The organism is Bradyrhizobium yuanmingense, from assembly GCF_025200905.1.
In the GTDB taxonomy this organism is placed as follows: domain Bacteria; phylum Pseudomonadota; class Alphaproteobacteria; order Rhizobiales; family Xanthobacteraceae; genus Bradyrhizobium; species Bradyrhizobium yuanmingense.
This window is the reverse complement of the sequence record NZ_CP104173.1, coordinates 4282124-4307719: the sequence shown is the minus strand read 5'-3', so window position 1 is coordinate 4307719 and position 25596 is coordinate 4282124. Positions and strand designations below refer to the sequence as shown.

The 25596-nt window shown below is 58.0% G+C and carries 16 protein-coding genes; 15 read left to right on the top strand and 1 reads right to left on the bottom strand.

Annotated features, from left to right (window positions below):
• The first annotated feature begins 74 nt into the window (after window positions 1–74).
• The 15 genes from N2605_RS20190 to N2605_RS20120 all read left to right on the top strand — a co-directional run bounded on the left by N2605_RS20190 (window position 75) and on the right by N2605_RS20120 (window position 24448).
• Window positions 75–7355, top strand: coding sequence for a DUF4082 domain-containing protein (locus N2605_RS20190; RefSeq protein ID WP_260342329.1), 7281 nt, complete (start codon window positions 75–77; stop codon window positions 7353–7355).
• A 10-nt stretch (window positions 7356–7365) separates the two neighbouring features.
• A complete protein-coding gene (locus tag N2605_RS20185; protein ID WP_128265406.1) occupies window positions 7366–7686 on the top strand; it encodes a hypothetical protein in 321 nt (106 codons plus the stop codon).
• On the top strand, window positions 7664–9883 hold the full coding sequence (locus N2605_RS20180) for a peptidase domain-containing ABC transporter (RefSeq protein ID WP_225114281.1): 2220 nt from the start codon (window positions 7664–7666) through the stop codon (window positions 9881–9883). Before N2605_RS20185 ends, N2605_RS20180 begins: the two co-directional genes overlap by 23 nt.
• On the top strand, window positions 9880–11307 hold the full coding sequence (locus N2605_RS20175; RefSeq protein WP_260342326.1) for an HlyD family type I secretion periplasmic adaptor subunit: 1428 nt from the start codon (window positions 9880–9882) through the stop codon (window positions 11305–11307). The genes N2605_RS20180 and N2605_RS20175 overlap by 4 nt, the downstream gene beginning before the upstream one ends.
• A gap of 847 nt (window positions 11308–12154) precedes the next feature.
• Window positions 12155–12667 (top strand): glycosyltransferase, encoded by a 513-nt coding sequence (locus tag N2605_RS20170; RefSeq protein WP_036029170.1) that lies wholly within the window; start codon window positions 12155–12157, stop codon window positions 12665–12667.
• 281 nt (window positions 12668–12948) lie between these two features.
• Window positions 12949–14013 (top strand): Gfo/Idh/MocA family protein, encoded by a 1065-nt coding sequence (locus tag N2605_RS20165; protein WP_036029172.1) that lies wholly within the window; start codon window positions 12949–12951, stop codon window positions 14011–14013.
• A gap of 48 nt (window positions 14014–14061) precedes the next feature.
• Window positions 14062–15534, top strand: coding sequence for a lipopolysaccharide biosynthesis protein (locus N2605_RS20160; RefSeq protein ID WP_036029173.1), 1473 nt, complete (start codon window positions 14062–14064; stop codon window positions 15532–15534).
• Between the two features lie 14 nt (window positions 15535–15548).
• Entirely contained in the window at window positions 15549–16076 is a 528-nt protein-coding gene (locus N2605_RS20155; RefSeq protein ID WP_036029176.1) for an acyltransferase, read from the top strand.
• A 91-nt stretch (window positions 16077–16167) separates the two neighbouring features.
• Complete coding sequence (locus tag N2605_RS20150; RefSeq protein ID WP_225147623.1) at window positions 16168–17343, top strand: DegT/DnrJ/EryC1/StrS family aminotransferase; 1176 nt, start codon at window positions 16168–16170, stop codon at window positions 17341–17343.
• Between the two features lie 5 nt (window positions 17344–17348).
• A complete protein-coding gene (locus N2605_RS20145; RefSeq protein ID WP_036029234.1) occupies window positions 17349–18341 on the top strand; it encodes an NAD-dependent epimerase/dehydratase family protein in 993 nt (330 codons plus the stop codon).
• Between the two features lie 306 nt (window positions 18342–18647).
• The gene (locus N2605_RS20140) at window positions 18648–19505 is read left to right on the top strand and encodes a glycosyltransferase (protein ID WP_225147622.1); all 858 of its coding nucleotides are present in this window, start codon (window positions 18648–18650) and stop codon (window positions 19503–19505) included.
• Between the two features lie 168 nt (window positions 19506–19673).
• Window positions 19674–20189, top strand: coding sequence for a UDP-N-acetylglucosamine--LPS N-acetylglucosamine transferase (locus N2605_RS20135; RefSeq protein ID WP_225139932.1), 516 nt, complete (start codon window positions 19674–19676; stop codon window positions 20187–20189).
• 505 nt (window positions 20190–20694) lie between these two features.
• Window positions 20695–21843, top strand: a complete 1149-nt coding sequence (locus N2605_RS20130) for a DegT/DnrJ/EryC1/StrS family aminotransferase (protein ID WP_057029417.1) — start codon at window positions 20695–20697, stop codon at window positions 21841–21843.
• Window positions 21844–21958: 115 nt separating this feature from the next.
• On the top strand, window positions 21959–23116 hold the full coding sequence (locus N2605_RS20125; RefSeq protein WP_260342322.1) for a glycosyltransferase family 2 protein: 1158 nt from the start codon (window positions 21959–21961) through the stop codon (window positions 23114–23116).
• Between the two features lie 48 nt (window positions 23117–23164).
• Complete coding sequence (locus tag N2605_RS20120; protein ID WP_260342320.1) at window positions 23165–24448, top strand: glycosyltransferase; 1284 nt, start codon at window positions 23165–23167, stop codon at window positions 24446–24448.
• Between the two features lie 177 nt (window positions 24449–24625).
• Here the strand turns inward: N2605_RS20120 and N2605_RS20115 are convergent, their stop codons facing one another.
• Window positions 24626–25171: a class I SAM-dependent methyltransferase gene (locus N2605_RS20115; protein WP_249785547.1), complete on the bottom strand. Its 546-nt coding sequence runs from the start codon at window positions 25169–25171 to the stop codon at window positions 24626–24628.
• Window positions 25172–25596: the final 425 nt, after the last annotated feature.

Genomic DNA, 25596 nt, shown 5'->3' with positions numbered 1-25596 from the left:
ATGTATTGAATTGACCGCAGTTTAAAAGACAATTAAAATATTGAGAGGCGATTATTTATTTAATCGGTATGCTCATGCTGGTTCAAAAGGCGAACGCCTTCGGCCGGGGAACTCGGCACGTTCTTTGGGAGCAGGATGTTCCAGCCCTTTGGCAGGAATTGCCGGTCGCGAGCGCTTTCGCGGGTTTCGACGCACTTGGCCTCTGGGCTCCGCGGGGTGTTGATCGGTCAGTAAGCGGGGCATTCGCTCCAGGGGGGGACGTCTCGTTCTTCGAACGGACGTCTCGGGCCGACTCGGCGGGCTTGCGCGGCGTTTTGCCCGCTCTCTTCGCTGCACCTTCCCGGTCGCGATTGCCTGCGCTGCTATCTTCGACGTCTTTGACGAGCGGTCATAATGGCCTGACGCCAACGCTCTCATTTGTGGCGAGCGAAGCGGCGCGGAAATCACAATCGACTTCCACCCCAGGCGCCACTCACTGGGTGCATCCGATTGACGGAGCCTGGAATGTCGCAGCGAACTGGAGCGCCGGGCTCCCAGGCACCATCGACGCTGCGTTCCTCGATGCAGCCGGAACGTATGTCGTCACGAGCTCGGGCGGTGTTGATATTGGGAGTCTAATCCTCGATGCAGGTGCGACGCTTTCGTTGGATGCCGGCTCGCCATTTATCGTCGAACGCGATGTGCTGAACAATGGGACAGTCGAGGTTGGAGCGTTCCTCGGCAATCGCATTCCGACCGGGGAGTTCAGGGGTGACGTCAGCGGTACTGGATCTTTCGAGATTGCAGACAAGGCGATCTTGGAGATCGGAGGTTCGGTTTCCGGCCAGTTCTTGAATGGATCGTTCTCCGGCATAACGGTGTCGTTCGAAACGGGAACTGGCACGCTTGTCCTCGATCAGTCGGCCAACTTCCACGGCTTGATCGCGGGTTCGTCGCCGGGAGCGCCGCTTGCGCCAGGCAACCTCATCGACTTGAAGGATCTCCCCTTTACATCGTCGATGTCGGCGACCGTCCAATACGACAATAGCTCGAATATCAGCACGGTCGATTTCAGCAACGGTGCGGCCAATGTCTCCTTGCTGTTCTCGGGGATGGACTTGAATTGGAATTTTGAAAGCGATGGGCAGGGAGGCACCATTGTTTCCGATCCGCCCACGAATCCCATTGTACTGGAAAACCAGAAGCCAGGTACGCCGAAGAGTGTCTGGCAGATTCAGCCGGGCGAGAATTCAACTCTGACAGAAGGATTTGCGACAGCAATCAGCACCAATGTCGGAGGGACGGTCCAATTCAAGATCAACAACCTGACCGGCAACCCGAACTATCGCGTCGATGTCTACCGGCTCGGCTATTACGGCGGCGATGGTGCCAGGCTGGTTACGAGCCTGCAGCATCAGGCCGCAACGGCGGTCGTCCAACCCGATCCATTGCGCGATCCGTCGACCGGGCTCGTCGATGCCGGCAATTGGAGCGTGACCGATTCCTGGAGCGTACCGGCCGATGCGGTCTCGGGCGTCTACATAGCCAGCGTCGTCAACGGCACCGAGATTTTCCAGATCCCATTCATCATAAGGAACGACGCTTCGCACAGCGACATCGTCCTCCAGACAAGTGATCAGGACTGGCAAGCCTACAATGGCTGGGGAGGGGCCAACCTATATTTCGGGAATGGTCCGGGCGTCCGTGGATCAGCCTACGCGGTCAGTTACAATCGCCCCCTCATAACGCGTGACGGCGAGGGAACTTTTTCCGAGGGGGGAGACTCCCCGTTCACGGCTGAGTTTGCGGCCATTCAGTGGCTCGAGCAAAACGGGTACGACGTTTCTTACATTTCGGGAATCGATGCTGCGACGAACGGCTCGTTGTTGCTCAATCACAAAATCTTCATGGACGCGGGGCATGACGAGTATTGGACCGAAGCTCAGCGTGCCAACGTACAGGCCGCAGCGCATGCTGGCGTGAACCTTGCATTTCTCACAGGCAACGAGATCTATTGGAAAACAAGGTTGGCACCCAGCATCGATGGCAGCGGATCAGCCAATCGCACACTCATTAGCTACAAGGATACGCACGCAAATGCGTTGATTGATCCAACAGGACAGGCGACCGGCAATTTCTCTGACCCGCGGTTCGGTCCGCCTCTCCCCTCGAACGAGTTGACCGGTACATTGTTCGCGGTCAACGCATTCCGGTACGATACGATCACGATACCGTATCCAATGACCCAGTTGCGCTTCTGGCGCAATACGGCCGTCGCGCAAACGTCACCCGGGCAGACCGCCTCGCTCGTACCTGGCCTGTTAGGCGTTGAATGGGACACGGCGCCGGACAACGGATTTCGCCCAGCGGGGTTGATGAGTGTCTCCTCTACCACATTGCAGGTGAATGGACAGCTTCTCCTCGATTATGGCAACACGTTCGCAAACGGCACGGCAACCCACAATCTCGTGCTGCATCGGGATCCCGTCAGTGGCGCACTGATATTCTCGGCCGGTTCGATCAACTGGCCCTGGGCGCTCGCAAGCGACCACGACGGACCTGCGACTCCGGTAGACCCAAATGTCCAGCAGGCGATGGTCAACCTTTTCGCTGATATGGGCGTTCAGCCGGCGACGCTGCAAGCAAACCTGACGGCCGCGATTCGGTCGACCGACACTACGGCGCCGACGTCTAGTATCGGCAATCTCTCGGCTGCCAGCGTTGTCGAGGGGCAATCGATCACGGTGACGGGGACGGCCAATGACGCGGGCGGAAAGATTGCCGGCGTCGAAATTTCCACAGATGGTGGAAACACCTGGCACCCAACCAACAGCAATGTCGGCGCGGCGACCGCGACCTGGTCATACACGTTCGTCACAGGGGCCAAAGGGACCTATAATCTCAGAACCAGGGCGGTCGACGACAGCCTGAACCTGGAAACATCCGGTGCGGGCGCAACCTACACGGTCACACCATCTTCCAACCTGACACTCTTCAGTAGTACCGATACGCCTGCGTTGCTCTCAGACAGCGACTCCGCCTCGGTTGAGCTCGGCGTCAGATTCGTCCCGGCCGTGTCGGGGAAGATCACCGGCATTCGCTTCTACAAAGGGCCTCAGAATACTGGCACCCACATCGGAGATCTCTGGACCGCAAACGGCACGCTGCTTGCGAGCGCCACCTTCACCAACGAAACCGCGAGCGGCTGGCAGCAGGTCAATTTCGCCACGCCTGTGAGCGTGAACGCTGGCACGACGTATGTTGCTTCCTACCACGCGAACACCGGTCACTATTCGTCGACCGACTTCTACTTCATCGGTTATGGAGGCGTTACGAAAGGTGCGCTCACCGCGCCGGGTAGCAGTCTCAACGGTGTCTATGCCTATGGCAGCGGCCCGACCTTCCCCGGCACCGTTTCCTCCACGAAGGCCCCGAATTACTGGGTAGACGTCGTTTTCGATGATTCAGGCGTGGCGTCGCCACAAGCTAATGGCGACAGTGGCTTCACAGTTACCCAGAATGGCTTGCTGAATATTGCGGCATCGACGTTGCTTGCGAACGACACCAACCCGTCCGGGCTGGCTTTCTCGCTTACCAGCGTCGGTAACCCGGTCAACGGAAGCGTAAGCTACAACTCGCAGAACCAGACGGTGACCTTTGCTCCTACCGATGGCTATGCCGGCGCGGCAAGTTTCACGTACACGATCACAGACACGAGCGGCCAAAGTGGTTCCGGCCAAGTGTCCCTCAAGGTCAACTATCCGGTCTCCTCGCAGAGCCTGTTCGGCACCAATGATGCGCCAAGCGTCCCCAATTCCGGGGATACCAGCCCCGTCGAAGTCGGAGTCAAGTTCACCGCATCGGTGAACGGGACGATAACCGGCCTGCGCTTCTACAAGGGATCGTTGAATACGGGTCCCCATATTGCGGATCTCTGGAGCTCGACCGGAACTCTGCTCGCAACTGCGACGTTCACGAACGAGACAGCCAGCGGCTGGCAGCAGGTCAACTTCTCTACGCCTGTGGCGATTACGGCAGGCACCATTTATGTCGCGTCTTACCATACCAACGGCAATTATTCCGGTACCCAGAACTATTTCACGACATCGCTTGCCAACGGGCAGCTAACAGCTCCGGCTGGCAGCAACGGAGTCTATGCCTACGGATCCGGAAACACGTTCCCGACGAATACCTTCAAATCGTCGAACTACTGGGTCGACGTCGTCTTCAACGGCTCCTCTAGTCCCAACAATACGGCGCCAACTGCGGTCGCCGACACCGGTGATGCCACCGAAAAGGGCGGCGTGAGCAACAGCGTCGGTGGCACGGCGGCGACTGGCAACGTGCTGACCAACGATACCGATCCCGACGCGGGCGATACCAAGACGGTCACCGCCGTCAGCTTCGGCTCGACCGGCGGCACACTCGGTTCAGCACTGTCTGGAGCCCACGGCAGCCTCGTGCTCAATGCCTCGGGCGGCTTCACATATACGGTCAACGAGACCGATGCGGCCGTGCAGGCCTTGCGGCAATCGACCGACACGCTCAGCGATATCTTCAATTACACGATGCGCGACGCCGCCGACGCCACGGCATCGTCCACACTCACCGTCACAATCCATGGCGCCAACGACGCGCCGGTGCTGGCCGCCCAGACCGGCAATCAGACCGCAACGGTCGGTACGCCATTCTCGTTGACGCTGCCTGGGGGTACCTTCACCGACGTCGATTCCGGGGATTCGCTCGCCTACACGGCGACAGCCGCCGACGGCACGGCACTTCCCGCATGGCTGACCTTCAATGCCTCGACGCGGACCTTCAGCGGTACACCAACGTCCAGCAATGTTGGCACCCTCAGCATCAAGGCCTCGGCCACCGATCTCGGCGGCCTGTCAGCCAGCGAGACGTTTGATCTCACGGTGACGACAACGCCCTCAACCGTGAGCCTGTTCTCGAGCTCGGACATGCCGGCCATCCTGTCGGATTCCGATGCGTCGCAAGTCAATCTTGGCGTGAAATTTACGTCCTCCGTGGCCGGCACGATCACTGGCGTCAAGTACTACAAGAGTGCAAACGACCCCGGGACTCATACGGGCTCGTTGTGGAGCAGTACCGGCACGCTGCTGGCGAGTGCGACGTTCACCAACGAGGGCAGCAGTGGCTGGCAGACCGTCACATTCAGCAATCCCGTGTCCATCTCGGCTGGCACGACCTATGTGGCGAGCTTTCACAGCAATGGTCATTATGCGTCCACCACCAACTACTTCACCACCGCGCGCACCAGCGGTCCACTCACGGCTCCTGCGAGCATCAACGGCGTCTACACCTACGGCGCCGGCAATCTGTTCCCGACCAGCACGTACAACGCCAGCAATTACTGGGTCGACGTCGTCTTCAACGGCTCCTCCAGTCCCAACAATACGGCGCCAACTGCGGTCGCCGACACCGGTGATGCCACCGAAAAGGGCGGCGTGAGCAACAGCGTCGGTGGCACGGCGGCGACTGGCAACGTGCTGACCAACGATACCGATCCCGACGCGGGCGATACCAAGACGGTCACCGCCGTCAGCTTCGGCTCGACCGGCGGCACACTCGGTTCAGCACTGTCTGGAGCCCACGGCAGCCTCGTGCTCAATGCCTCGGGCGGCTTCACATATACGGTCAACGAGACCGATGCGGCCGTGCAGGCCTTGCGGCAATCGACCGACACGCTCAGCGATATCTTCAATTACACGATGCGCGACGCCGCCGGCGCCACGGCATCGTCCACACTCACCGTCACAATCCATGGCGCCAACGACGCGCCGGTGCTGGCCGCCCAGACCGGCAATCAGACCGCAACGGTCGGTACGCCATTCTCGTTGACGCTGCCTGGGGGTACCTTCACCGACGTCGATTCCGGGGATTCGCTCGCCTACACGGCGACAGCCGCCGACGGCACGGCACTTCCCGCATGGCTGACCTTCAATGCCTCGACGCGGACCTTCAGCGGTACACCAACGTCCAGCAATGTTGGCACCCTCAGCATCAAGGCCTCGGCCACCGATCTCGGCGGCCTGTCAGCCAGCGAGACGTTTGATCTCACGGTGACGACAACGCCCTCAACCGTGAGCCTGTTCTCGAGCTCGGACATGCCGGCCATCCTGTCGGATTCCGATGCGTCGCAAGTCAATCTTGGCGTGAAATTTACGTCCTCCGTGGCCGGCACGATCACTGGCGTCAAGTACTACAAGAGTGCAAACGACCCCGGGACTCATACGGGCTCGTTGTGGAGCAGTACCGGCACGCTGCTGGCGAGTGCGACGTTCACCAACGAGGGCAGCAGTGGCTGGCAGACCGTCACATTCAGCAATCCCGTGTCCATCTCGGCTGGCACGACCTACGTGGCGAGCTTTCACAGCAATGGCCATTATGCGTCCACCACCAACTACTTCACCACCGCGCGCACCAGCGGTCCACTCACGGCTCCTGCGAGCATCAACGGCGTCTACACCTACGGCACCGCTAACCTGTTCCCGACCAGCACGTACAACGCCAGCAATTACTGGGTCGACGTCGTCTTCAACGGAACCAGCGGCAGCAACCAGCAACCGGTGGCTACGACTGACAGCGGCTTCCACGCCACTCAAGGCGTCCCTCTCACTATCGACGGGGCGGCACTGCTTGCCAACGATACCGATCCGAACGGAGACGCTCTGACGATCACTGGCGTGAGCGGTGCCGCTAATGGGACCGCCAGCTTCAACGCCCAGAACAATTCGGTGACGTTTACGTCAGCGAGCGGCTTTACCGGGCCGACTTCTTTCGACTACTCCATCTCAGACGGCCGTGGCGGCACTGCAAGCGCCTCCGTCAACGTGACGGTGCATGCCCCATCGTCCAACGTCGTTAGCCTGTTCAGCTCCAATCCCACGCCGAGTGTTGTATCGGCCAACGATGGCCAGGCGATCGAGGTTGGTATGAAATTCCAGGCCTCCGCCCCAGGTGATATCATCGGGCTACGCTTCTACAAGGGACCGTCCAACACGGGTACGCACGTTGCCGATCTGTGGAGCAGTACCGGCACGCTTCTGGCGACGGCCACGTTCACCAACGAAACGGCGAGTGGCTGGCAGCAGGTCAGCTTTAGCACTCCGGTGACGATCACGGCGGGGACCACGTATATTGCGTCTTACCACAGTGCGGGGGGCTATTCTGCGGATCCAAACCTCTTCGCCAGCTCCCTCACGAGTGGACCGCTAACGGCTCCGTCGTCGTCGTCGAGCGGCGGCAACGGCGTTTACGCGTATGGGACCGATAGTTTGTTCCCGACGAGCAGTTTCAACGCGACGAGTTACGCCGTAGACGTCCTGTTCAGACCTCAGCTAGCAGCATAGGAGACGTAAGATGCACGCCGAACTTTATACCGATGGAATCGAAGAAATTACCGTCAGTGGAACCATCGTCCGCGTCGATCTGGTCAGTCTTTCACCGACAGAGCGTGACGCCAACAACGCTCCGAAGCGCGTATTTTCTCAGCGGCTGATCTTTTCGGTCGAATCTTTCGCTAACTCGGTCGACGTAATGCAGAAGGCGCTTCAGGGCCTGGTCGATGCGGGCGTCGTCCGGCGGAACCAGCCAGCTCAATCGCACAACGGTGCGTCGGGAGTACGTGATGCGCTGGCGCCCAACACACGGTCTCTGAATGTCTCTTCGAACTTCCGCTGACATCGATGCCGCTGGCGGCGCGAAGGACCGGGTTGCGGACGCGCCCGCGCCCGGATTGTCGACCCAGACGGCATTGGAATGCCTGTCCAAGGTTTCCAGTCACCATGGCATAGATCTGCCGGTCGAACGCTTGAAGCATGCGTATGCGGTAGCCGGCCCGCTCTCGTTGAATCTCCTGCTGCGCATGGCGAAGGATGCAGGCCTGCGCGCGAGGAGCACAAAGCTGGATTGGGGCGCGCTGATTCATCTTGGAGAGGCCTATCCGGCGCTGGCGAGGCTCGCCAATGGCAACTGGATCGCCGTTCTTGGTGCGGGACGGCGAACTGATGGCACCGAGGTCGTCAGCATCTTCGACCCGCTCGCCGACCGCAAGCACGAGGTCTTGGTTGTCGAGCGCGATCGATTCTGTGCGCAGTGGGCCGGTGACACGATCCTGATCAAGCGCGAGCAGTTGACACAGGATGGCCGAGGGAGTTTCGGCCTCCGGTGGTTTGTGCCGGAACTGCTTCTTCAATGGCGGCTGTTCAGGGACGTCGCCATTGCCGCCATCCTGCTCTATGCGTTGGGCCTCGTCATCCCGATATTTTTCCAGCTCGTCATCGACAAGGTTTTGGTTCACGAAAGCTTCACCACTCTGTACGTACTCGCGGTAGGAGCGGCCGTAGCGCTCGTCTTTGACGCGATATTCGGCTTTCTGCGGCGCTACTTGTTGCTATATGCGACCAACAGGGTCGACATTCGCGTCGCTACGAAGACGTTCGGTCATCTCCTCGGGCTACCGGTTACGTTTTTCGAGCACATGGCCGCCGGAGTCCTGGTCAAGCACATGCAGCAGGCGGCGAGGATCCGTGAGTTTCTGACCGGGCGCTTGTTTCTGACGACCCTCGATGCGCTTTCGCTGTTCGTCTTCCTGCCGGTCCTTGCGCTTTATAGCGTCAAATTGACTTTGATGGTCCTGGCCTTCACCGCCGCGAGCGGCGCCGTCGTCGGCCTGCTCATGGGTCCATTTCGACGACGACTGTACGATCTATATCAAGCGGAAGGTGCGCGGCAGGCTCTCCTCGTCGAAACAGTTCACGGCATGCGCACCGTGAAATCGCTGGGGATGGAGCCAGTGCAGAGCAGGGTGTGGGATAGCCGCTGCGCGCAGTCCGTGACCATGCGATTCGGTGTCGAGAAGATCTCCGCAGGCGCCCAGGCGCTTACCGGATTTCTCGAGAAGATCATGACGCTCGGAATCATTTCCGTCGGGGCACTCGATGTCTTCGCCGGCGAAATGACAATCGGCGCGTTGGTCGCCTTCAATATGCTGGCCGGCAGGGTCTCCGGACCGCTGGTCCAGCTCGTGACCATGGTGCACGAATACCAGGAAGTGGCTCTTGCCGTGAAAATGCTCGGCGAGGTGATGAATCAGAGGCCTGAGCGCGACGGTCGGAAAGATGGGCTGCGGCCCGACCTTGCCGGCAAAATCGAGTTCGAAAGTGTCTCTTTTCGCTACGGATCCGAGGGATCGCCGGCGCTTGATGATGTCTCCTTTACCGTCGAGCCAGGATCGATCTTCGGGATCGTGGGACGGAGCGGCTCAGGCAAGACGACTCTCACCAGGCTGATTTCGGGCATGTATCCGGTGCAGCAGGGGCTGCTGCGCATCGACGGATATGACTCGAGGGAGCTCGACCTCGCGCATCTGCGCCGAAACCTTGGGATCGTCCTGCAAGACAATTTCCTGTTTCGCGGGACGATTCGCGACAATATCGCCTGCGTGAAACGTGATGCCACCTTTGCCGAGGTCGTCGCTGCAGCTCAGCTCGCAGGCGCCGACGAGTTCATCGAACGGTTGCCGCGTGGCTTCGACACCATGCTTGAGGAGGATGCATCGAACCTGTCCGGCGGGCAGAAGCAGCGGCTCGCGATTGCGAGAGCTCTGATCGTCAATCCAAGGATCTTGATTTTCGATGAAGCGACGAGTGCCCTCGATGCCGAAAGCGAAATGATCATCAGGCGCAATCTCCGCCGTTTGGCGGCAGGACGTACCGTTATCGTCGTCTCGCATCGGTTGTCGATGCTGACCGAAGCAAGCCAGATCCTGGTGATGGACCGCGGCCGAATCGTCGATATGGATCGCCACGACCACCTCCTGTCGAAATGCACTATCTACAGGCATTTGTGGAATCAACAGATGAAGCAGATTGCATGAGGGAGACAGGTCCATCACGGGCGGATGTGAATCCGAACGGTCTCGTTCCGGCCAGATCGGTCGAGCGCCGCCGCAAGTTATTCAGGCCAGTACCGAGGCGAGCGCCAGTCATCGCCGAATTCCAGTCCGATGCGACCGAACTCGAGCAGCAAGCGCCACCGCGGTTCGCGCGCTTCACCCTTTACGGCGTACTTGCACTAATTGCTTTCGTGGTCATCTGGGCTTCCGTTTCGCAGGTGGAGATGATCGTCACGGCGCAGGGAAAACTTACCACGACGCGTCCCAACCTGGTCGTGCAGCCGTTGGAAACGTCGGTCATACGCGAGATCCACGTCAAGGCCGGTGATCGCGTCAACCGCGGCGACGTTCTGGCGACGCTCGATCCGACGTTTTCGCAGGCGGATTTCGACCAACTGCGCGGCAGAGTGGCTGGATTCGATGCGTCGATCGATCGTCTGAGCGCTGAATTGAACGGAATCGAGTATGCCGTCAAAGAGCTGACGAACGCGGATCAGATCCTGCAAGGCAAGTTGTTCTTGCAGAGGAGAGCCGCCTACGAGGCGCAGATTCAGAACTACGACGCACAGATCGCATCCGCGCAAGCCAATCTCAAGACGGCACAGAATGAAGAGGCGGTTCTCCTTCAACGGCTCGACACGATGCGTTCGATTGAAACGATGCGGACCACGCTGATGGATAAGGAGGTCGGTTCGAGGCTGAACTTCCTGCTGTCTCGCGATGCTCGGCTCGAGGTCGAAAGCAATCTGGCGCGTGTTCGCGGCAGTATCGCCGATAGTACCCATCGGCTGGAGAAGGCCCGCGCTGATCAGAAAGTGTTCGCCGAGGAGTTTCGTCGCACCACCTATCAGGAACTGGTGGATACGCTGCCGAAGCGCAATAGTGCAGCAGAGGAATTGAAGAAGGCCGAGCTTCGTCGACAGTTGATCATCCTGCAGGCGCCGGCAGATGCCGTGGTGCTGGATATCGCGAACCGAACAGTCGGCTCGGTGGTTCGCGAGGCCGAAACGTTGTTTGTTCTGGTTCCGCGCGACGTGCCGCTTCAGGCGGAGGTCAACGTCGAGGGGCGGGATATCGGTCAGGTGGCGCTCGGACAGTCGGTTCGGATCAAGTTCGAAGCGTTTCCCTTCCAGAAGTATGGAACTGCAACGGGAGAAGTCCGCGTCATCAGTCAGGATACGTTCTCCCCGGATACGAAGGCCGAAGGTGCGCGCCGCGCGCCAGCTCCCTATTACCGCGTACTGGTCGATTTGTCGGACACGCACCTTCGGCTGCCGGCTGAACGCATTCAACTGATTCCGGGTATGGCGGTGACGGCCGAACTGAAAGTCGGCAAGCGCACCGTGATCTCCTACTTCCTCTATCCATTGCTACGCGGACTGGATGAAAGCATCCGGGAGTACTAGGTAATTCAGCGTAGATGCCGGTTCAGGTAGATCAGTCCTCATCCGGAGAGGGCGCGCGCTCGCGAGAGTCGAACTACGCCCTTTGAGGCTTGGTGCTGCAGCCCGAACATGGCCGCCGGGCGCACACCCATCGTCTGGATGGATCTTTCCCGACCAGTAAAATCGCTCGCAGGAGGCGTGATCTCCAAACGCTCAATGTGTTGCTTGTCTGTCCACCTGCCGCCTGAGAGCACTAGGCCTTAGCAGATACTTCGTCCAACGTCCCTCAGCTGACTGCACTTCAGGGCCGAAGTATGCCTTCGGGGTGGCATTACAGGCGATTGTCGAAGAGTGCTGCGCGCGCTGTCGGGTGCGCGTGTCGGCACTTGCATCGAACTGACGGAGGAAGTCGCGGCGGTGGAGGGCAAGAGCGCCGCACGCTGTTTCATTCCATATCGTCAACCGCGGGGCCGAAAGCTTCAAAGTCGCGAACAAATACCGCGAGAAAATAGGGACGGATCTAAAATTTTAATTTATTTATTTTCTTGAAAATAACCGCCCGGACGGTATTATAGAATAATAATTAAATGCTGTTTCGATTGAATAATACATTGTTCTGCAGAGGGTTGCGGTGCGTGCGTGAGTTTGCGATGGTCCTTCGATACTCAAGGTATGGCCGACACCGTCGATCTCGCGAGCGCGGTTGTGGGCTGGCCGGCGTTCGACATCTTCGCATGCGCAGTGGGCGTCGCCTCGTATGTAATTCCACCGCGAATGGCCGGACCGCATTTGTCAGGAGCCAAGTCGCGTGTGGTGGCGGTACGTCACCTTGTTCGCATGTCAAACGCATCTATGAAGGACTCGCGTTATGATTTTCGTAACAGTCGGAACGCAAGTGCAATTCGACCGTCTGATCCGAACGGTCGACGAATGGGCCGGTGCACGCGCAAGGAGCGATGTTTTCGCTCAGATCGGGCCATCAAACTATCCATTCAAGCACATCCGTACCGAGCGGTTCATTGACCCAAGTCGATTCAAAAGTTGCGTCGAGGCGGCAAGCGTGGTGATCGCTCATGCAGGCATGGGCTCCATTATCACCGCCCTCGAGCTCGGAAAACGAATTATCGTCATGCCACGCCGTGCGAGCCTGGGTGAACACCGAAACGATCATCAGATCGCAACGGCAAAACAGTTCGCCGCGCAAGGCCGTATTGAGGTCGCTTTCGAAGAACGGGAATTAACGGACAAATTGGATCAGTTGGACATCGTCAATCGATGCGAACGCCTCGGTGGTGAAGCATCGCCGCAGCTGATCATGGCAATTCGGAGTTTCATCGAAACGGGACATGTTCGTTCCGGACCTAACAGCGCTTCAGCTTAGGCGGTGGATATGAAAATACAATACGGCCGAGCCTCTTCTCCTGTCCAGTCGTGCCGTAACGATGACGGAGACCTCCGCCTAAGCCAGCAACGAAGATTGCCAAAAGCGCACCGCCCTGCTCGACGTCGCCATGGCAACCGTGAGCTGGAATGTCCTAGACACACTGCGCGTCTGTCCGTGTTCACTTGGCCGCGGAGGTCAGCGGTGTGGCCATCGCCAGGACTGTCGAACTAACCTAGCAAGTTGAAAACCTCACGCGAGTTTTGATCACTGGTGCAGTTATGTCGAACGATACAGTTGGCATTGGGGTTGTCGGATACGGCTATTGGGGACCGAACCTGGTCCGCAATTTCGCTGCTCATCCTTCGGTACGTCTAGTTGGTATAAGCGACCTTGATCCGGAGAAGCTCGCGACCAGCAAGCGTCTTTATCCGGGAGCGATAACGACGTCCTGTTACGACGAATTGTTCAAGAACCCGGCCATCGATGCCGTGGCCATCGCTACGCCGGTTCATACACATTATGAATTGGCGCTATCCGCGCTCAAGGCGGGAAAGCACGTTCTGGTTGAAAAGCCGCTGGCACAAAGTTCAGATCTGGCCCGACGCCTGATCGATGAGGCAGCTCGGCGCGGTCTAATACTGAGCGTGGATCACACTTTCGTCTATACGCCGGCCGTGCGGAAAATCCGCGAGCTCTTGCTTAAGAAGGAGCTCGGTGAAGTCTATTACTACGACAGCACGCGGGCCAGCCTTGGCCTGTTCCAGAGCGACGTCAACGTGATCTGGGACTTAGCGGTGCACGACATTTCGATTATCCACCATATCTTGGATGAGAGGCCTGTTGCAGTTTCGGCGACGGGATCGTGCCATGTGGCCGGCTCGCCGGAAAGCATGGCCCATATCACATTGTTCTTCGATAGCACATGCGTTGCCCATATCAGCGTCAACTGGCTCTCGCCAATCAAGGTCCGCCAGACGTTCATTGGAGGCAGCAAGAAGATGATCGTCTATGACGATCTTGAACCGACGGAAAAGATCAAGGTGTATGACAAGGGTATCACCGTGGACGGCCCCTCCGATCACGCCCATCAATTCCGGATCGGTTATCGGGCTGGAGATATGTGGGCGCCCCACGTCGCTCCTAAGGAAGCGCTGCAGGTCGAGGTCGAGCATTTCATCGCTTGTGTGCGCAATGGGACGCCACCGATCTCGAGTGGCATGTCCGGACTGCGGGTGATCGAGGTCCTGGAGGCTGCATCTCGGTCGATCGCCGAACACGGCAAGCCGGTCCTACTGAAACGGCAGGAGTACAGGAGTCCGGAACGTGCGACGGCGACGGTTTGAAGCATTGGCGGGCGACACGGTATCCGCGAACAGCGCGACGGTCTCGCGATGAATTCGGTAGAACGTTCCATCCTGTTTTCAGCGGCCGACCGCTATGGCAGCCTTATCCTGGTCTTCGTTGCCACCGCTATCCTCGCTCGTCTGCTTTCGCCGGCAGAATTCGGGGTCTATGCAGTCGTCACTGCCATCACGACGGTGATTGGCGCATCCTTTTTTGAGTTCGGGGGCGGAAACTATCTGATTCAGAAGCGTGAATTATCCACGGCGGACGTTCGCTCCGCGTTCACCATCACGCTCGGAATATCGGTAGCAATTGCGCTTCTGCTGTTCGTGCTTGCGGGCCCGCTCTCGGAGCTCTTTGCCCAGGACAGTCTCAGAAAGGGCATCCAGGTGGCGGCGCTGAATTTTGTTCTAGTCCCGTTTCACGGGACAACATCCGCTCTGCTCCGCCGCGACATGAAATTCGGCACGCTGGCCGTGTGCAACCTGGCAACCGGAGCGGCGACGGCCGTCGCATCGATCGTGCTTGCGATGGCGGGATTCAGCTACATGGCGCCAATCTGGGGCGGATTGGCGGGGAGCATTGTATTCACCGTGATGCTGCTTGCCAATCATCGGGACTGGGGCGTCTTGCGTCCATCGCTGCTCGGGCATCGCGAGGTAGTCAACTTCGGTCTTTACTCCAGCGCGGTCAGCGTCATCAATCTCGTCTACAATCTGGCGCCGCAGCTGCTGCTCGCCAAGATCCTGGATTTTGGATCTGTCGGTCTGTACACCCGGGCTACCAATCTGACACAAATGTTCGACCGGCTCGTCGCGCAGGCTCTAAATCCTGTCATTATGCCGGCGATTGTCGCACAACGCAGGGCAGGGGCGGATCTGAAGGCCGTCTATCTCGAGGCAGTTGAACTCCTTTCGGCTGTGCAGTGGCCGTTCTTGATTTTTGTCGCGCTCATGGCTCAGCCGATCGTTCTGATTTGGCTCGGGCAGACGTGGCTGGAAATAGTTCCCTTGGTCCGCATTCTCTGCATTGCAAATCTTGCGCTATTCGCGGCTTGCCTTACCTATCCCGTGTTCCTCGCTGTTGGAAGCGTACGCGACGCCTTGGTGTCTTCGCTCATCTCGCTACCACCTTCGCTTCTGGTCGTTCTGGGCGCATCGTTTTTCGGCGTAGAGGCTGTCGCAAGCGCGGCCCTCGCAACACTGCCGTTCCAGACCGCCGTGGTGATATATTTCCTCAAACGTCATCTGGCCTTCAGTTCAGGGGAGTTTTTCCGCGCCTCTCTGAAGAGCGGCCTGGTGACGTTCGCTATGGCCCCCGGTGTACTGGCTTGCGCCGCATTGATCGAAGCGGGCATGCTTACTTCCCTGACCGGCCTGATACTGTCGTTCCCCATTGCCGGCCTCGGCTGGTGGTGCGGATTGACAATGACCGGCCATCCGCTGCTGCATCAGCTTCGCCACGTTGCAGACGGGCTCTTCCGGAGTGCGCCGAGGCTGCGTCGATCACGTCCGGCATAATCTGGAGGACAACCATGCCTATAACGAAGGATGTGAAGCTAGGCCGTGACGTCAGGATATTTCATCCCGAGCTGGTCAACCTGTATGGTTGCACCGTTGGCGATGAGAGCAAGATTGGAGCCTTCGTCGAGATTCAGGCGGGGGCAAAGATAGGTGCGCGTTGTAAGATTTCGTCGCATACCTTCGTCTGCGAGGGCGTCACGATCGAAGACGAAGTTTTCATCGGCCACGGTGTGATGTTCACGAACGACAAATATCCGAAGGCGACAACCGCAAATGGTCGTCCTCAGCTGGCTTCGGACTGGACACTTCAGCGCACTCACGTCGGTAGGAGAGCCTCCATCGGCTCGAATGCGACCATTCTATGCGGCGTGACGATCGGAGAGGGGGCCTCCGTAGGTGCGGGAGCGGTGGTGACAAAGGACATTCCCCCCGGCGCAGTCGTGGCCGGCGTGCCTGCTCGGATTCTGGCCGCCGCTGACGACGGGGTGCCAAGCGGTCGTAGCTCAGCAGAGCCGCTTCAGAAAGACTATCACCGGTAATATATATTCTGCTTGAATTTAACGCTTGATTAAATTTAATAGTGGGATTTAAATAGCCGATATAATGTCGATCAAATCAAGGCTTTGAATCTTGATACCCTTCCTGGACCTGAAAGCGCAATACAGCCAGATCAAGCCGGAAATCGACGCCGCAGTGGCGAGGGTCGTCAGTAGCGGGCACTTTGTGCTCGGACCCGAGGTCACAGCCTTCGAGGAACGCTTTGCAAACTATTGCAGGACCACCGCTTGTCGCGCGGTGAACAGTGGCACCTCGGCGCTTCACCTTGCCTTGCTGGCGGCCGGCGTCGGATCCGGTGACGAAGTCATCACGGTCTCCATGACGTTCGTCGCAACAACCGCAGCTATTCTCTACAGCGGCGCCAGGCCGGTATTTGTCGACGTTGACCCGGTAACATGGACGATGGATCCCAGCTTGATCGAAGCTGCGATCACACCGCGAACCAAGGCGATTCTGCCAGTTCACCTCCACGGGCTGATGGCCGACATGGATCCGATAATGGCCATAGCGCGTCGTCACGGGCTGGTCGTCATTGAGGACGCCGCGCAGGCGCACGGCGCGGAATATCGCGGACGTCGCGCAGGCTCGATCGGCGATCTGGGATGTTTCAGCTTTTATCCGGGCAAGAACCTCGGAGCGTTTGGCGAGGGTGGGGCGGTCGTCACCGACCGGCCTGAATTCGCACGCCGCGTGTCCCTGTTGCGGGATTGGGGGCAGGAGGCGAAGTACGACCACGTCATTGCCGGATACAACTATCGCATGGACGAAATCCAGAGCGCGGTACTGAATGTCAAGCTGGACTATATTGAGCATTGGACGGACGCACGTCGGTCGCTGGCTGAGCGATACAATGCGCTGCTTTCTGGTCTTCCATTCGCGCGTCCCCAGCCTCCCCAGTACGCCCGCCACGTGTATCACGTCTATGCGGTCAGATCGGAGTGCCGCGACGACGCGCTGAACCGGTTGCGTGATGCCGGGATTGGCGCCGGGATTCACTATCCCGTCCCAGTGCATCTGCAGAGGGCATATGCAGAACTCGGCTATCGGGCCGGTGATCTCCCCGTCACTGAGATGCTCGCGAACGACTTCCTCTCTCTTCCCATCTATCCCGAGTTGCGGCCGGAACGGACGGCCGAGGTTGTCGGAATATTGAGGAGTGCGGCGCTGCGGCCTAGCGCAGACATCAGCACCCGGTCGGAGCATCCACAAAGCTTCATGACATGGTCGCACAACAGGAGAGCGTCTTGATCGATATCAAGGGTAAACGCGTTCTGGTCACCGGCGGGGCAGGATTTATCGGCTCCCACATCGTTGATCTGCTCTGCGACGAGGGCTGCATCGAGATTGTTGCCCTCGACAACATGATCAGAGGCCGGCCGGAAAATCTCCGGCGGGCGCTCGGGCGTGGGCCCGTAAGGCTGGTTCACGGCGACATTCGCGATCGCAAGCTGATGGAAGCGTTGGTCAAGGCTGCCGACATCGTCTTTCACCAGGCCGCGCTCCGCATCACTCATTGTGCGGCCGAACCGCGCCTGGCTAAGGAGGTCATGGTGGATGCCACCTACGACCTGCTGGAGCTGTGCATCAAGCACGATATTGAGAAGATCATCGCGGCCTCTTCGGCATCGGTATATGGCATGGCCGAGGAGTTTCCGACGACAGAGCGGCAGAATGCCTACAATAACCGAACCCTATATGGGGCCGCCAAGGCGTTTAACGAAGGGCTACTGCGGGCTTTCAACGATGCATGCGGCCTCGACTATGTGGCATTCCGGTATTTCAACGTCTATGGCAGCCGGATGGACATCCACGGACGGTACACCGAGGTCTTGATCCGCTGGATGGAGCGGCTGGAAGCCGGATTGCCTCCCGTTATCTTTGGCGACGGCCGTCAGACCATGGATTTCGTCCACGTCCGCGACGTCGCGCGTGCCAACATCCTTGCCGCCAGGGCAAAGATTACCGATGAGGTCTTTAACGTCGGGAGCGGCACTGAAACAAGCCTGACCGAGCTGGCTACGGTACTTGCGTCGGTGATGGGACACCGCGGCCTCACGCCTGAATTCGCGCCGGAGCGCTCGGTCAATCCAGTACCGCGACGGCTGGCCTCGACGGGTAAGGCAGAGCGTTTGCTGGGCTTCCGCACCACGGTTTCGCTGGAGCAAGGGCTCGCAGATCTCGTGAAATGGTGGCGATCCGAGCGCGAGCTCGCTTCGGAACATCAGCGGCAGGCGGCGGCATCGTGATTCCGATCGCAATGTCGCTACTTGCAGATCAAGAGACCGAAGCGGCGCGCCTGGCCGTTCTCTCTGCTTGGGCGTCGGAGCGTTCGAGGCCGAGGCGGAACGCGCGGCCCTGCCATCCGGCTAGGTTCGGTAGAGTCCGCAGACGGGGGTGAGCACGGGTTCGCCCCTGTAGTCGGCTCGGTCGATGCCTGTGCGGCGCCCGCGCAAAGTCATCGGCTGTGAGGCTGAACCACCCCATGAGGCTGATCGAACCTGTGGCAGCCTTAGAGAGGTACGCAAATTTGATCGATCTCGACCGGACCATTCATGATTTCGATCGTCGTCCCAGCCCACAATGAGAGTTCTGTGATCGCACGGACGTTGAGGCAATGGGTTGGCAACCCAGCTTCGGACCAGATCCGTGTGGTCGTCGTCTGCAACGGGTGCTCAGACGACACTGCGAACGTCGCCCGGCGTTTCGGCCCAGCCGTCAATGTTGTGGAATCGAACATCGCAAGGAAGACCCACGCACTGAACCTTGGCGATCAAATCGCGGACGGTTTTCCGCGGATTTATGTTGATGCCGATATTTTGATTACCGTTGATGCCATTCTGGCTTTGGCAAGCCGCCTCGATGATGGTGGCGTTTTGGCGGTCGCGCCTACAGCCGACATCAATCTGGCAGGCTGTTCCTGGCTCGTCCGTAAATACTTCGGAATCCGGTCACGGCTGCCATCCTCGCGTGAGGGTATCGGCGGTTCTGGCGTGTATGCCTTATCTGAGGCGGGACGCAAGCGGTTCGGCCAATTTCCAGACATCACCGCTGATGACACCTTTGTTCGACTTCAGTTCAGACCAGAAGAGCGGGAGACACTGCCCCGCGTTAGGTCCATGGTATTCGCCCCACGCACTCTGCTGCAGCTTATCGCCGTCAGAACTCGTGCCTACAGGGGAACATTCGAGCTCGCCCGGCGCTTTCCTGAACTGCGTGTCAACAAAGGACCGGCGAATGGCCGGGCGCTCATTGCGCTGTTCAAGGAACCTCGCTTATGGGCCGGACTATTGATTTATTGTGGGGTCAACATTGCCGCTCGCTGTAAGGCTACCCTGGGTTCCCGACTTGGAGCTCATCGTTGGCAACGCGACGACACTTCCCGTGCGGTACTATCAGATTCAATCAAGTAAGATTCAAATTCGGCTGGCCTGACAGGAAATCGGACGTACCGCGCATATAAATCGCTTGATTTTAAATGGCGGCATGTTAATTTAAATTAAAATATTAAATGCAGGCGCCGAGGACCCGATCCGTTCATGGGAGCTTGCGAGCTTGCAGCGTTCTAGGGAGGCCAGCCCATGCTTCTCAGCCCGGTTTTTCACCGCAAGACGTTGCTCAAGAACAACACGCCGCGGTCACCCGGCACTCGGCCGAAACTGCTGGCGGTCTCTTCGGGTGGGGGCCATTGGGTGCAGCTGTTGCGGATCAAACCCGCCTTCGAGCATTGCGAAGTCACGTTCGTCACCGTCCACGACTCCTATCAAGCCCAGGTGCCCGACCACAAATTCTACCTTGTCAATGATGCTAACCGGTTGACCAAAATCGCGCTGTTGAAGGCGGCGCGCAGAATGGCCTGGATCGTTTGGAATGAAAGGCCGGACATCGTCGTTTCGACGGGTGCCGCTCCGGGATATTTGGCACTACGGTTTGGACAAATGATGGGTGCGCGCACTATCTGGCTCGACAGCATCGCCAACATCGAGCAGCTTTCGATGTCGGGAGACCGTATTGGTCATTGCGCTGACCTCTGGCTGACGCAGTGGCCCCATCTGGCGCGACCTGAGGGACCTCATTACACAGGCGCGGTGCTATGAGTTTCCTGGCGGTCGGAATGCCGTCACAGCTGGACCAGCAGCTCCATGTCTTCGCACATCGTGATTTCTCGTGACGGCATTGCTTGCATGATTACCTCAAGCTTGAAAGTGGATGATAGTCATGCCTCCTCGAGGGGACTGGATCGCAGTTGCCCCCGGGCGACCATCTGCGCTGACGCGGTGGTGTCGCGTGACGTTCGGCTACGCGACCGTAGTGTCGTGCGCATCGGCTGCAGGAAGGCAGGTTGGCGCCTGACAGCTGCCCCCGATAGTGGCGACATCTACATTAGATTGATTTATTATCGTTTAGGTTAATTGACTTAATATAATAATCTATGACAAATAAATCGCGACGCCGCATCGCGCTCCAGGAATAGGAATAGTCCTTGATGCCCTTGTCAGGTTTGAAAGCTCAAGATCGTCGGGCCAGTTCTGAGATCGATGTAGCGCCAAGTCCGGGCAGGGGTTGGTCTGGGCGGCTCGCCAGCAGGAGGGCGATAATCCCGTGATTCCGATCGCATTACCGTTGGTTGCTGAGGAGGAGGCCGACGCAGCTCGCGCAGCTGTGCTCTCCGGCTGGGTCTCGCAGGGCCCCCAGGTGGCAGCCTTCGAGCGCGATTTTGCGGCCCTGGTCGGTGCGCCTTATGCCTGCGCCGTTTCCAACTGCACAACCGCCCTGCATTTGGCGCTCGTCGCCCTGGAGATTGGGCCTGGCGACGAGGTCATCACGGCCAGCCACTCGTTTATCGCCACGGCCAATTGCATCCGATATTGCGGCGCGACTCCGGTCTTTGTCGACATCGATCCCGGTACATACAATATCGACCCTAACCGGATTGCCGAAGCGATCACTCGGCGCACACGCGCGGTGATCGCCGTCCACCAGATGGGTATGCCCTGCGATCTGACAGCCCTCGCCACGCTGGCCGATCGCCAGGGCATCATCTTGATCGAGGATGCGGCGTGCGCCGCCGGCAGCCAGATCCGAGTGGATGGCAGCTGGGAGCGCGTCGGCAAGCCGCATGGGCGGATCGCCTGCTTCTCCTTTCATCCCCGCAAGGTCATCACGACCGGCGAGGGTGGGATGCTCACCACCTCCGATGCGAAGCTCGACCATAAGTTCAGGCTGTTGCGCCAGCATGGCATGAGCGTTCCGGACATCGTGCGGCACGGCTCACAGCAGGTGATCTTCGAGGACTATCTGGTAGTCGGCTACAACTACCGCATGACCGATATACAGGCCGCGGTCGGACGCGAGCAGCTCGAGCGGCTGCCTGCACTGGTGTCTCGACGCCGCGCGATCGCGGCCCGCTATCGAGAAATGCTCGGCAATTTCGGAGGCCTGAGACTGCCGATCGAGCCCGAATGGGCGCGGTCCAACTGGCAGAGCTATTGCGTTGGGCTGCCGGACCGCGTCGACCAGCTCAAGATCATGCAAAGCCTGCTCGATCAGGGCATCGCGACTCGACGCGGCATTATGTGCTCGCACCGGGAAGCGCCCTACGCCAAGGACAAGCACCGCCACGATCTGCGGCACTCCGAGTTCGCGCAGGACAATTCGATTCTGTTGCCAATTTACGCGCAGATGAACGAGGAAGACCAGGAGCGGGTCGCCTGCGCGTTGCGAAGGGAGCTCCAAGCCTCTGCATTGTAATAGGCCGCGTTCCTCAAGGCCCAAGACGCTCTGTGCGTTCTTCATGGCGCGTCATCGAGCAAGTTACGGCTTAGGCTCATCAAAGTGCGGATCCACAATAGGCGAGTTATTCCAAATGCAAAAGCCGCTTGTTAGCTTTGTCGTCCCTTGCTACCGACTGGCTGCTTTCTTGCCAGAATGTGTCGACAGCATCCTCTCGCAGACCTTTGAGGATTTCGAAATCCTCATCATGGATGATTGCTCTCCGGACAACACGGAAGAAGTTGCCAGAACATTCACAGACAGTCGCGTTACCTATGTCAGGAACGAGCAGAACCTGGGAGCGCTCCGGAATTACAACAAGGGAATACTCTTAAGTCGAGGGAAGTACGTTTGGCTTATATCGGCTGATGATCGCTTGCGCCGACCGTACATACTGCAAAGATACGTCGAAACCCTGGAAAATCATCCGGAGGTCGGCCTCGCGTTCTGCCCCGGGGTTAGCCTGAGACGTGGAAAAGAAGGTGCAGTGATAGATTACTCGACCTATGGAGACGTCGATACGATCGTCAGGGGAGAGGAGATCATCAAGCACTCATTGAAAGTAAAAGGAAATGCGATTCTGGCTGCGTCGGTGCTTGTTCGACGTGACTGTTACGAGACACTGAGCCTCTATCCGGTCGACGTGGTATGGGCCGGAATTCCGGTCGATTTCATATGGGGCGGCGATTGGTACATGTGGCTATTGTTCTCCTTGCACTATCACGTGGCATACTTTGCAGAGCCGATGGTGTGTTACCGTGAACATGAACTCAGTATGACAAACGCCATCACTCAAGAGAAGATCGATATCTGCTGGCACTCCGAGTTGGCCGTCATCACGATGATATCGCAGGCTGCCAAGGAGAAAGGCGCCCGGACAGTATATAAGGCTTGCTTGGGTGCGCTCGCCAACTTCTATGCCAAACATTGTGCCTCAAAACCCTATTCGTGGATGGGGCAGACATCCTGGTCCACTATAGATCTTCAGCAGGTGGAAGCGACACTCGATCGCAGCCCTTATACTGAGCAGGAGAAGGCGTGGATCCGTTCACGCATTATGGTGGCGCTGGCTGAGATCTATTATTCAGAGGGCGATTCTGTATCAGCGAGATCATACTATTTGAAGGGATTGAAGCTGAAGCCTTTCATGCTGCCGGTGTTCTTGAAATTGATTGTTCTTTCATTCGGTGGTCCAGGCCGGCAGGTTCGCGAGTTGCTGCGAACCGCTCGAGAGCATTTGGTGCGAGGCTGATTGAAGGATCAGTTTCCGAGTTTAACCGACTCTTTTGCTGTAAGTTCGATGAAGAAGACCCTAGTGATCAGCGACAGGTTTCCTCTGCCTGAGAAGTTTGGCGCTGACATCAGAACCATGAATCTCGCACGATACTTTGCCGGCCTTGGGCCCGTCGATATTGCGTATCTCTCGGATTTGCCCTCCGGCCTGCGACAGATGGCAGGAGCGGGGGGACATCTCGAAAAGGAGGACGTATTCTCCGGGAAGTATTGTTTACAGAAGCTGGAGTACCCTAGAACCTTGCGGGGACGGTTCGGAATGTCGGTCCGTGGCTTTCCGTATCCCGTTAGAGAGTATAGCAAAGCCTCGATGGAGAAGTTGGTCGCGCTAATAGAGTTTGGCGGCTACGATTTTGTGCTGGTGCGATACCTCCGGAATACCGCCGGGTTTTTTGGATTGTCACAGGCGGCGAAAATGAAGGTCATCGTTGATATTGATGACGTCCTGACTCTTTCACTCTATGATACGCTGTTTACCCCGACGAATAATGCCTTGAGGAAACTGTTCCGTGCCATCAACAAGGCGCTCCTGACTTACTATCAAACTCGTTGTGTGACCGCCTTTGGCGCCTGCTTGGTATGTTCCGAGAAGGATAAATTGGATCTGTGGGGTGAAAAGGCCTCTGAAAGTATCTTCGTTGTGCCAAACACGTTGGGGATGAGAGGTCCAGGAAAACTCCCCATGGGGAGCGGGTTCGCCGGCCGACACATTTTGCTGTTTATTGGTGCGCTTCACTATCAGCCTAATGTCAGCGGCTTGCTCTGGTTTTTGGAGAACGTGTATCCGCTCTACAGGAATGTGTACCCCGATGCCGTTCTTTTGGTTGTTGGACGTGACCCATTGCCAGAGGTGATCGAAGCTTGCGCTCGCTCAAAGGGAGTCGAGTTGCATCCCGATGTCCCTGATGTCGTCGAGTACTACAAGGACTGTAGAGCGGTTGTTGTGCCATTGCTCGAGGGTAGCGGGACGCGGTTAAAGGTTTTGGAGGCGGCACTCTTGGAGAGGCCCATTATCTCTACAAGGAAAGGTGTAGAAGGGCTGGATGTCGTCTCTGGCGTTCATTTTTTGGAGTTCAATGATGATCGTAGCTTTTGCGAGGCGTATAGGGCCTTAAGCAACGAAACGGTCTATGACGCTCTTGTGGCAAGCGCTGAAAGCATGGTTCTAGAAAGATATTCAAACAGCGCTCTTTCTGCTTCAATGAGCAAGGTGGTTGCATATATCGATTCAAGGAAGGCCAAAATGTCCTCGCCGAGGTCTCACACCCCCCGCAGGGCAACCTTCCGGTGAAGCTTTCATTAGTTACGAATTCTCATCCGTCCAGAGCGCCACTGCCCAGGTGCGTGACCGGGAGGACGCCTGCAGTCCGCGCCGCATGTCGCAGGCTTGGCCGATCTCTTAGTCAATCGCTCTCATGCCCTTGCACTTCAAGCGTGAGCCTCGGCTTGGACTTACGGTGATCCAGCCCTAGGCAGCGTTCAGCAGGAAAGCTACCTGGTCGCCCTGCTGTTCAATATTCAGCGTTGCCGCCCTCTTGGCAAACTCTCTCATTTCCCGCCGGCTGAACACATCATCTGGTCTGGATGATGCGAGCGGCTTGGAGCTCCTGTACATTTCGCTTCCCCAGAACTGAAATGCAGTCGAGTCGTCGATTGATTGCCTAACACGCAAACCACAGCGCTCCGCCAATGCACTCATTCCCTTGCGAGAGGGTATCACAACGTGGCGCGGCGCATCCAGTTGCACCCAGTTCGGGCCGTACTCTCTCCACGCATGCGAGGATGAAGTTGGGATGCGAACCAGAATGCGGCCACCGGGCGCAAGTAGCCTTCTTGCATTGCTAAGACTTTGGTCCGGCTCGGGCACGTGTTCTAACGAATGATTGAACATGATGAAGTCAAACTCGCCGGACATACTCTGAAGGTCCGATTTTTGAATCGTCACGGCACCTGCTGCTGGTTCGACAATGTAGGGATCGACTCCTGTAAGATTCTTGAACCCTGCCGCAGACATTCTGTAGAGAAGTTTCCCGGACCCGCAGCCTACGTCAAGCACCCGAGAACTGGGATTAATTCCGAAGCATCCGATGACCGCTACAATGGGGTCGTACCTCACAAAGGACGCCACGGCTCCCAATATGCTTTTGGTGCCAAGTGCGTGCGCGTCCCTGACGGCAGTAACACGCGAATTTCGCGACGGTCTGGAGAATGAGTAATACCCATCGGGGTAAAGGCGACTCTCATCGGCTACGTCCGATAAGCGCTGGATCGTCCCACAATCACTACATTCCTGGTACTCAAACCGCTCTTTTGTGCCAAACATCATCTCAATAAAGACGTGGTGGCGATGTTCGCTGTCTGACAAGCAAGTTTTACAAATCATATCGAGTACCTAGCCACAACGGCGGATCGACTGCCGGCTCAGCGATCGGTGAGGCC

Bases quoted from the DNA above. Each gene is read 5' to 3' on its own strand.
- N2605_RS20190 (WP_260342329.1), top strand. From the start codon at position 75: ATGCTGGTTCAAAAGGCGAACGCCTTCGGCCGGGGAACTCGGCACGTT.
- N2605_RS20185 (WP_128265406.1), top strand. From the start codon at position 7,366: ATGCACGCCGAACTTTATACCGATGGAATCGAAGAAATTACCGTCAGT.
- N2605_RS20180 (WP_225114281.1), top strand. From the start codon at position 7,664: ATGTCTCTTCGAACTTCCGCTGACATCGATGCCGCTGGCGGCGCGAAG.
- N2605_RS20175 (WP_260342326.1), top strand. From the start codon at position 9,880: ATGAGGGAGACAGGTCCATCACGGGCGGATGTGAATCCGAACGGTCTC.
- N2605_RS20170 (WP_036029170.1), top strand. From the start codon at position 12,155: ATGATTTTCGTAACAGTCGGAACGCAAGTGCAATTCGACCGTCTGATC.
- N2605_RS20165 (WP_036029172.1), top strand. From the start codon at position 12,949: ATGTCGAACGATACAGTTGGCATTGGGGTTGTCGGATACGGCTATTGG.
- N2605_RS20160 (WP_036029173.1), top strand. From the start codon at position 14,062: ATGAATTCGGTAGAACGTTCCATCCTGTTTTCAGCGGCCGACCGCTAT.
- N2605_RS20155 (WP_036029176.1), top strand. From the start codon at position 15,549: ATGCCTATAACGAAGGATGTGAAGCTAGGCCGTGACGTCAGGATATTT.
- N2605_RS20140 (WP_225147622.1), top strand. From the start codon at position 18,648: ATGATTTCGATCGTCGTCCCAGCCCACAATGAGAGTTCTGTGATCGCA.
- N2605_RS20135 (WP_225139932.1), top strand. From the start codon at position 19,674: ATGCTTCTCAGCCCGGTTTTTCACCGCAAGACGTTGCTCAAGAACAAC.
- N2605_RS20125 (WP_260342322.1), top strand. From the start codon at position 21,959: ATGCAAAAGCCGCTTGTTAGCTTTGTCGTCCCTTGCTACCGACTGGCT.
- N2605_RS20120 (WP_260342320.1), top strand. From the start codon at position 23,165: ATGAAGAAGACCCTAGTGATCAGCGACAGGTTTCCTCTGCCTGAGAAG.
- N2605_RS20115 (WP_249785547.1), bottom strand. From the start codon at position 25,171: ATGTCTGCGGCAGGGTTCAAGAATCTTACAGGAGTCGATCCCTACATT.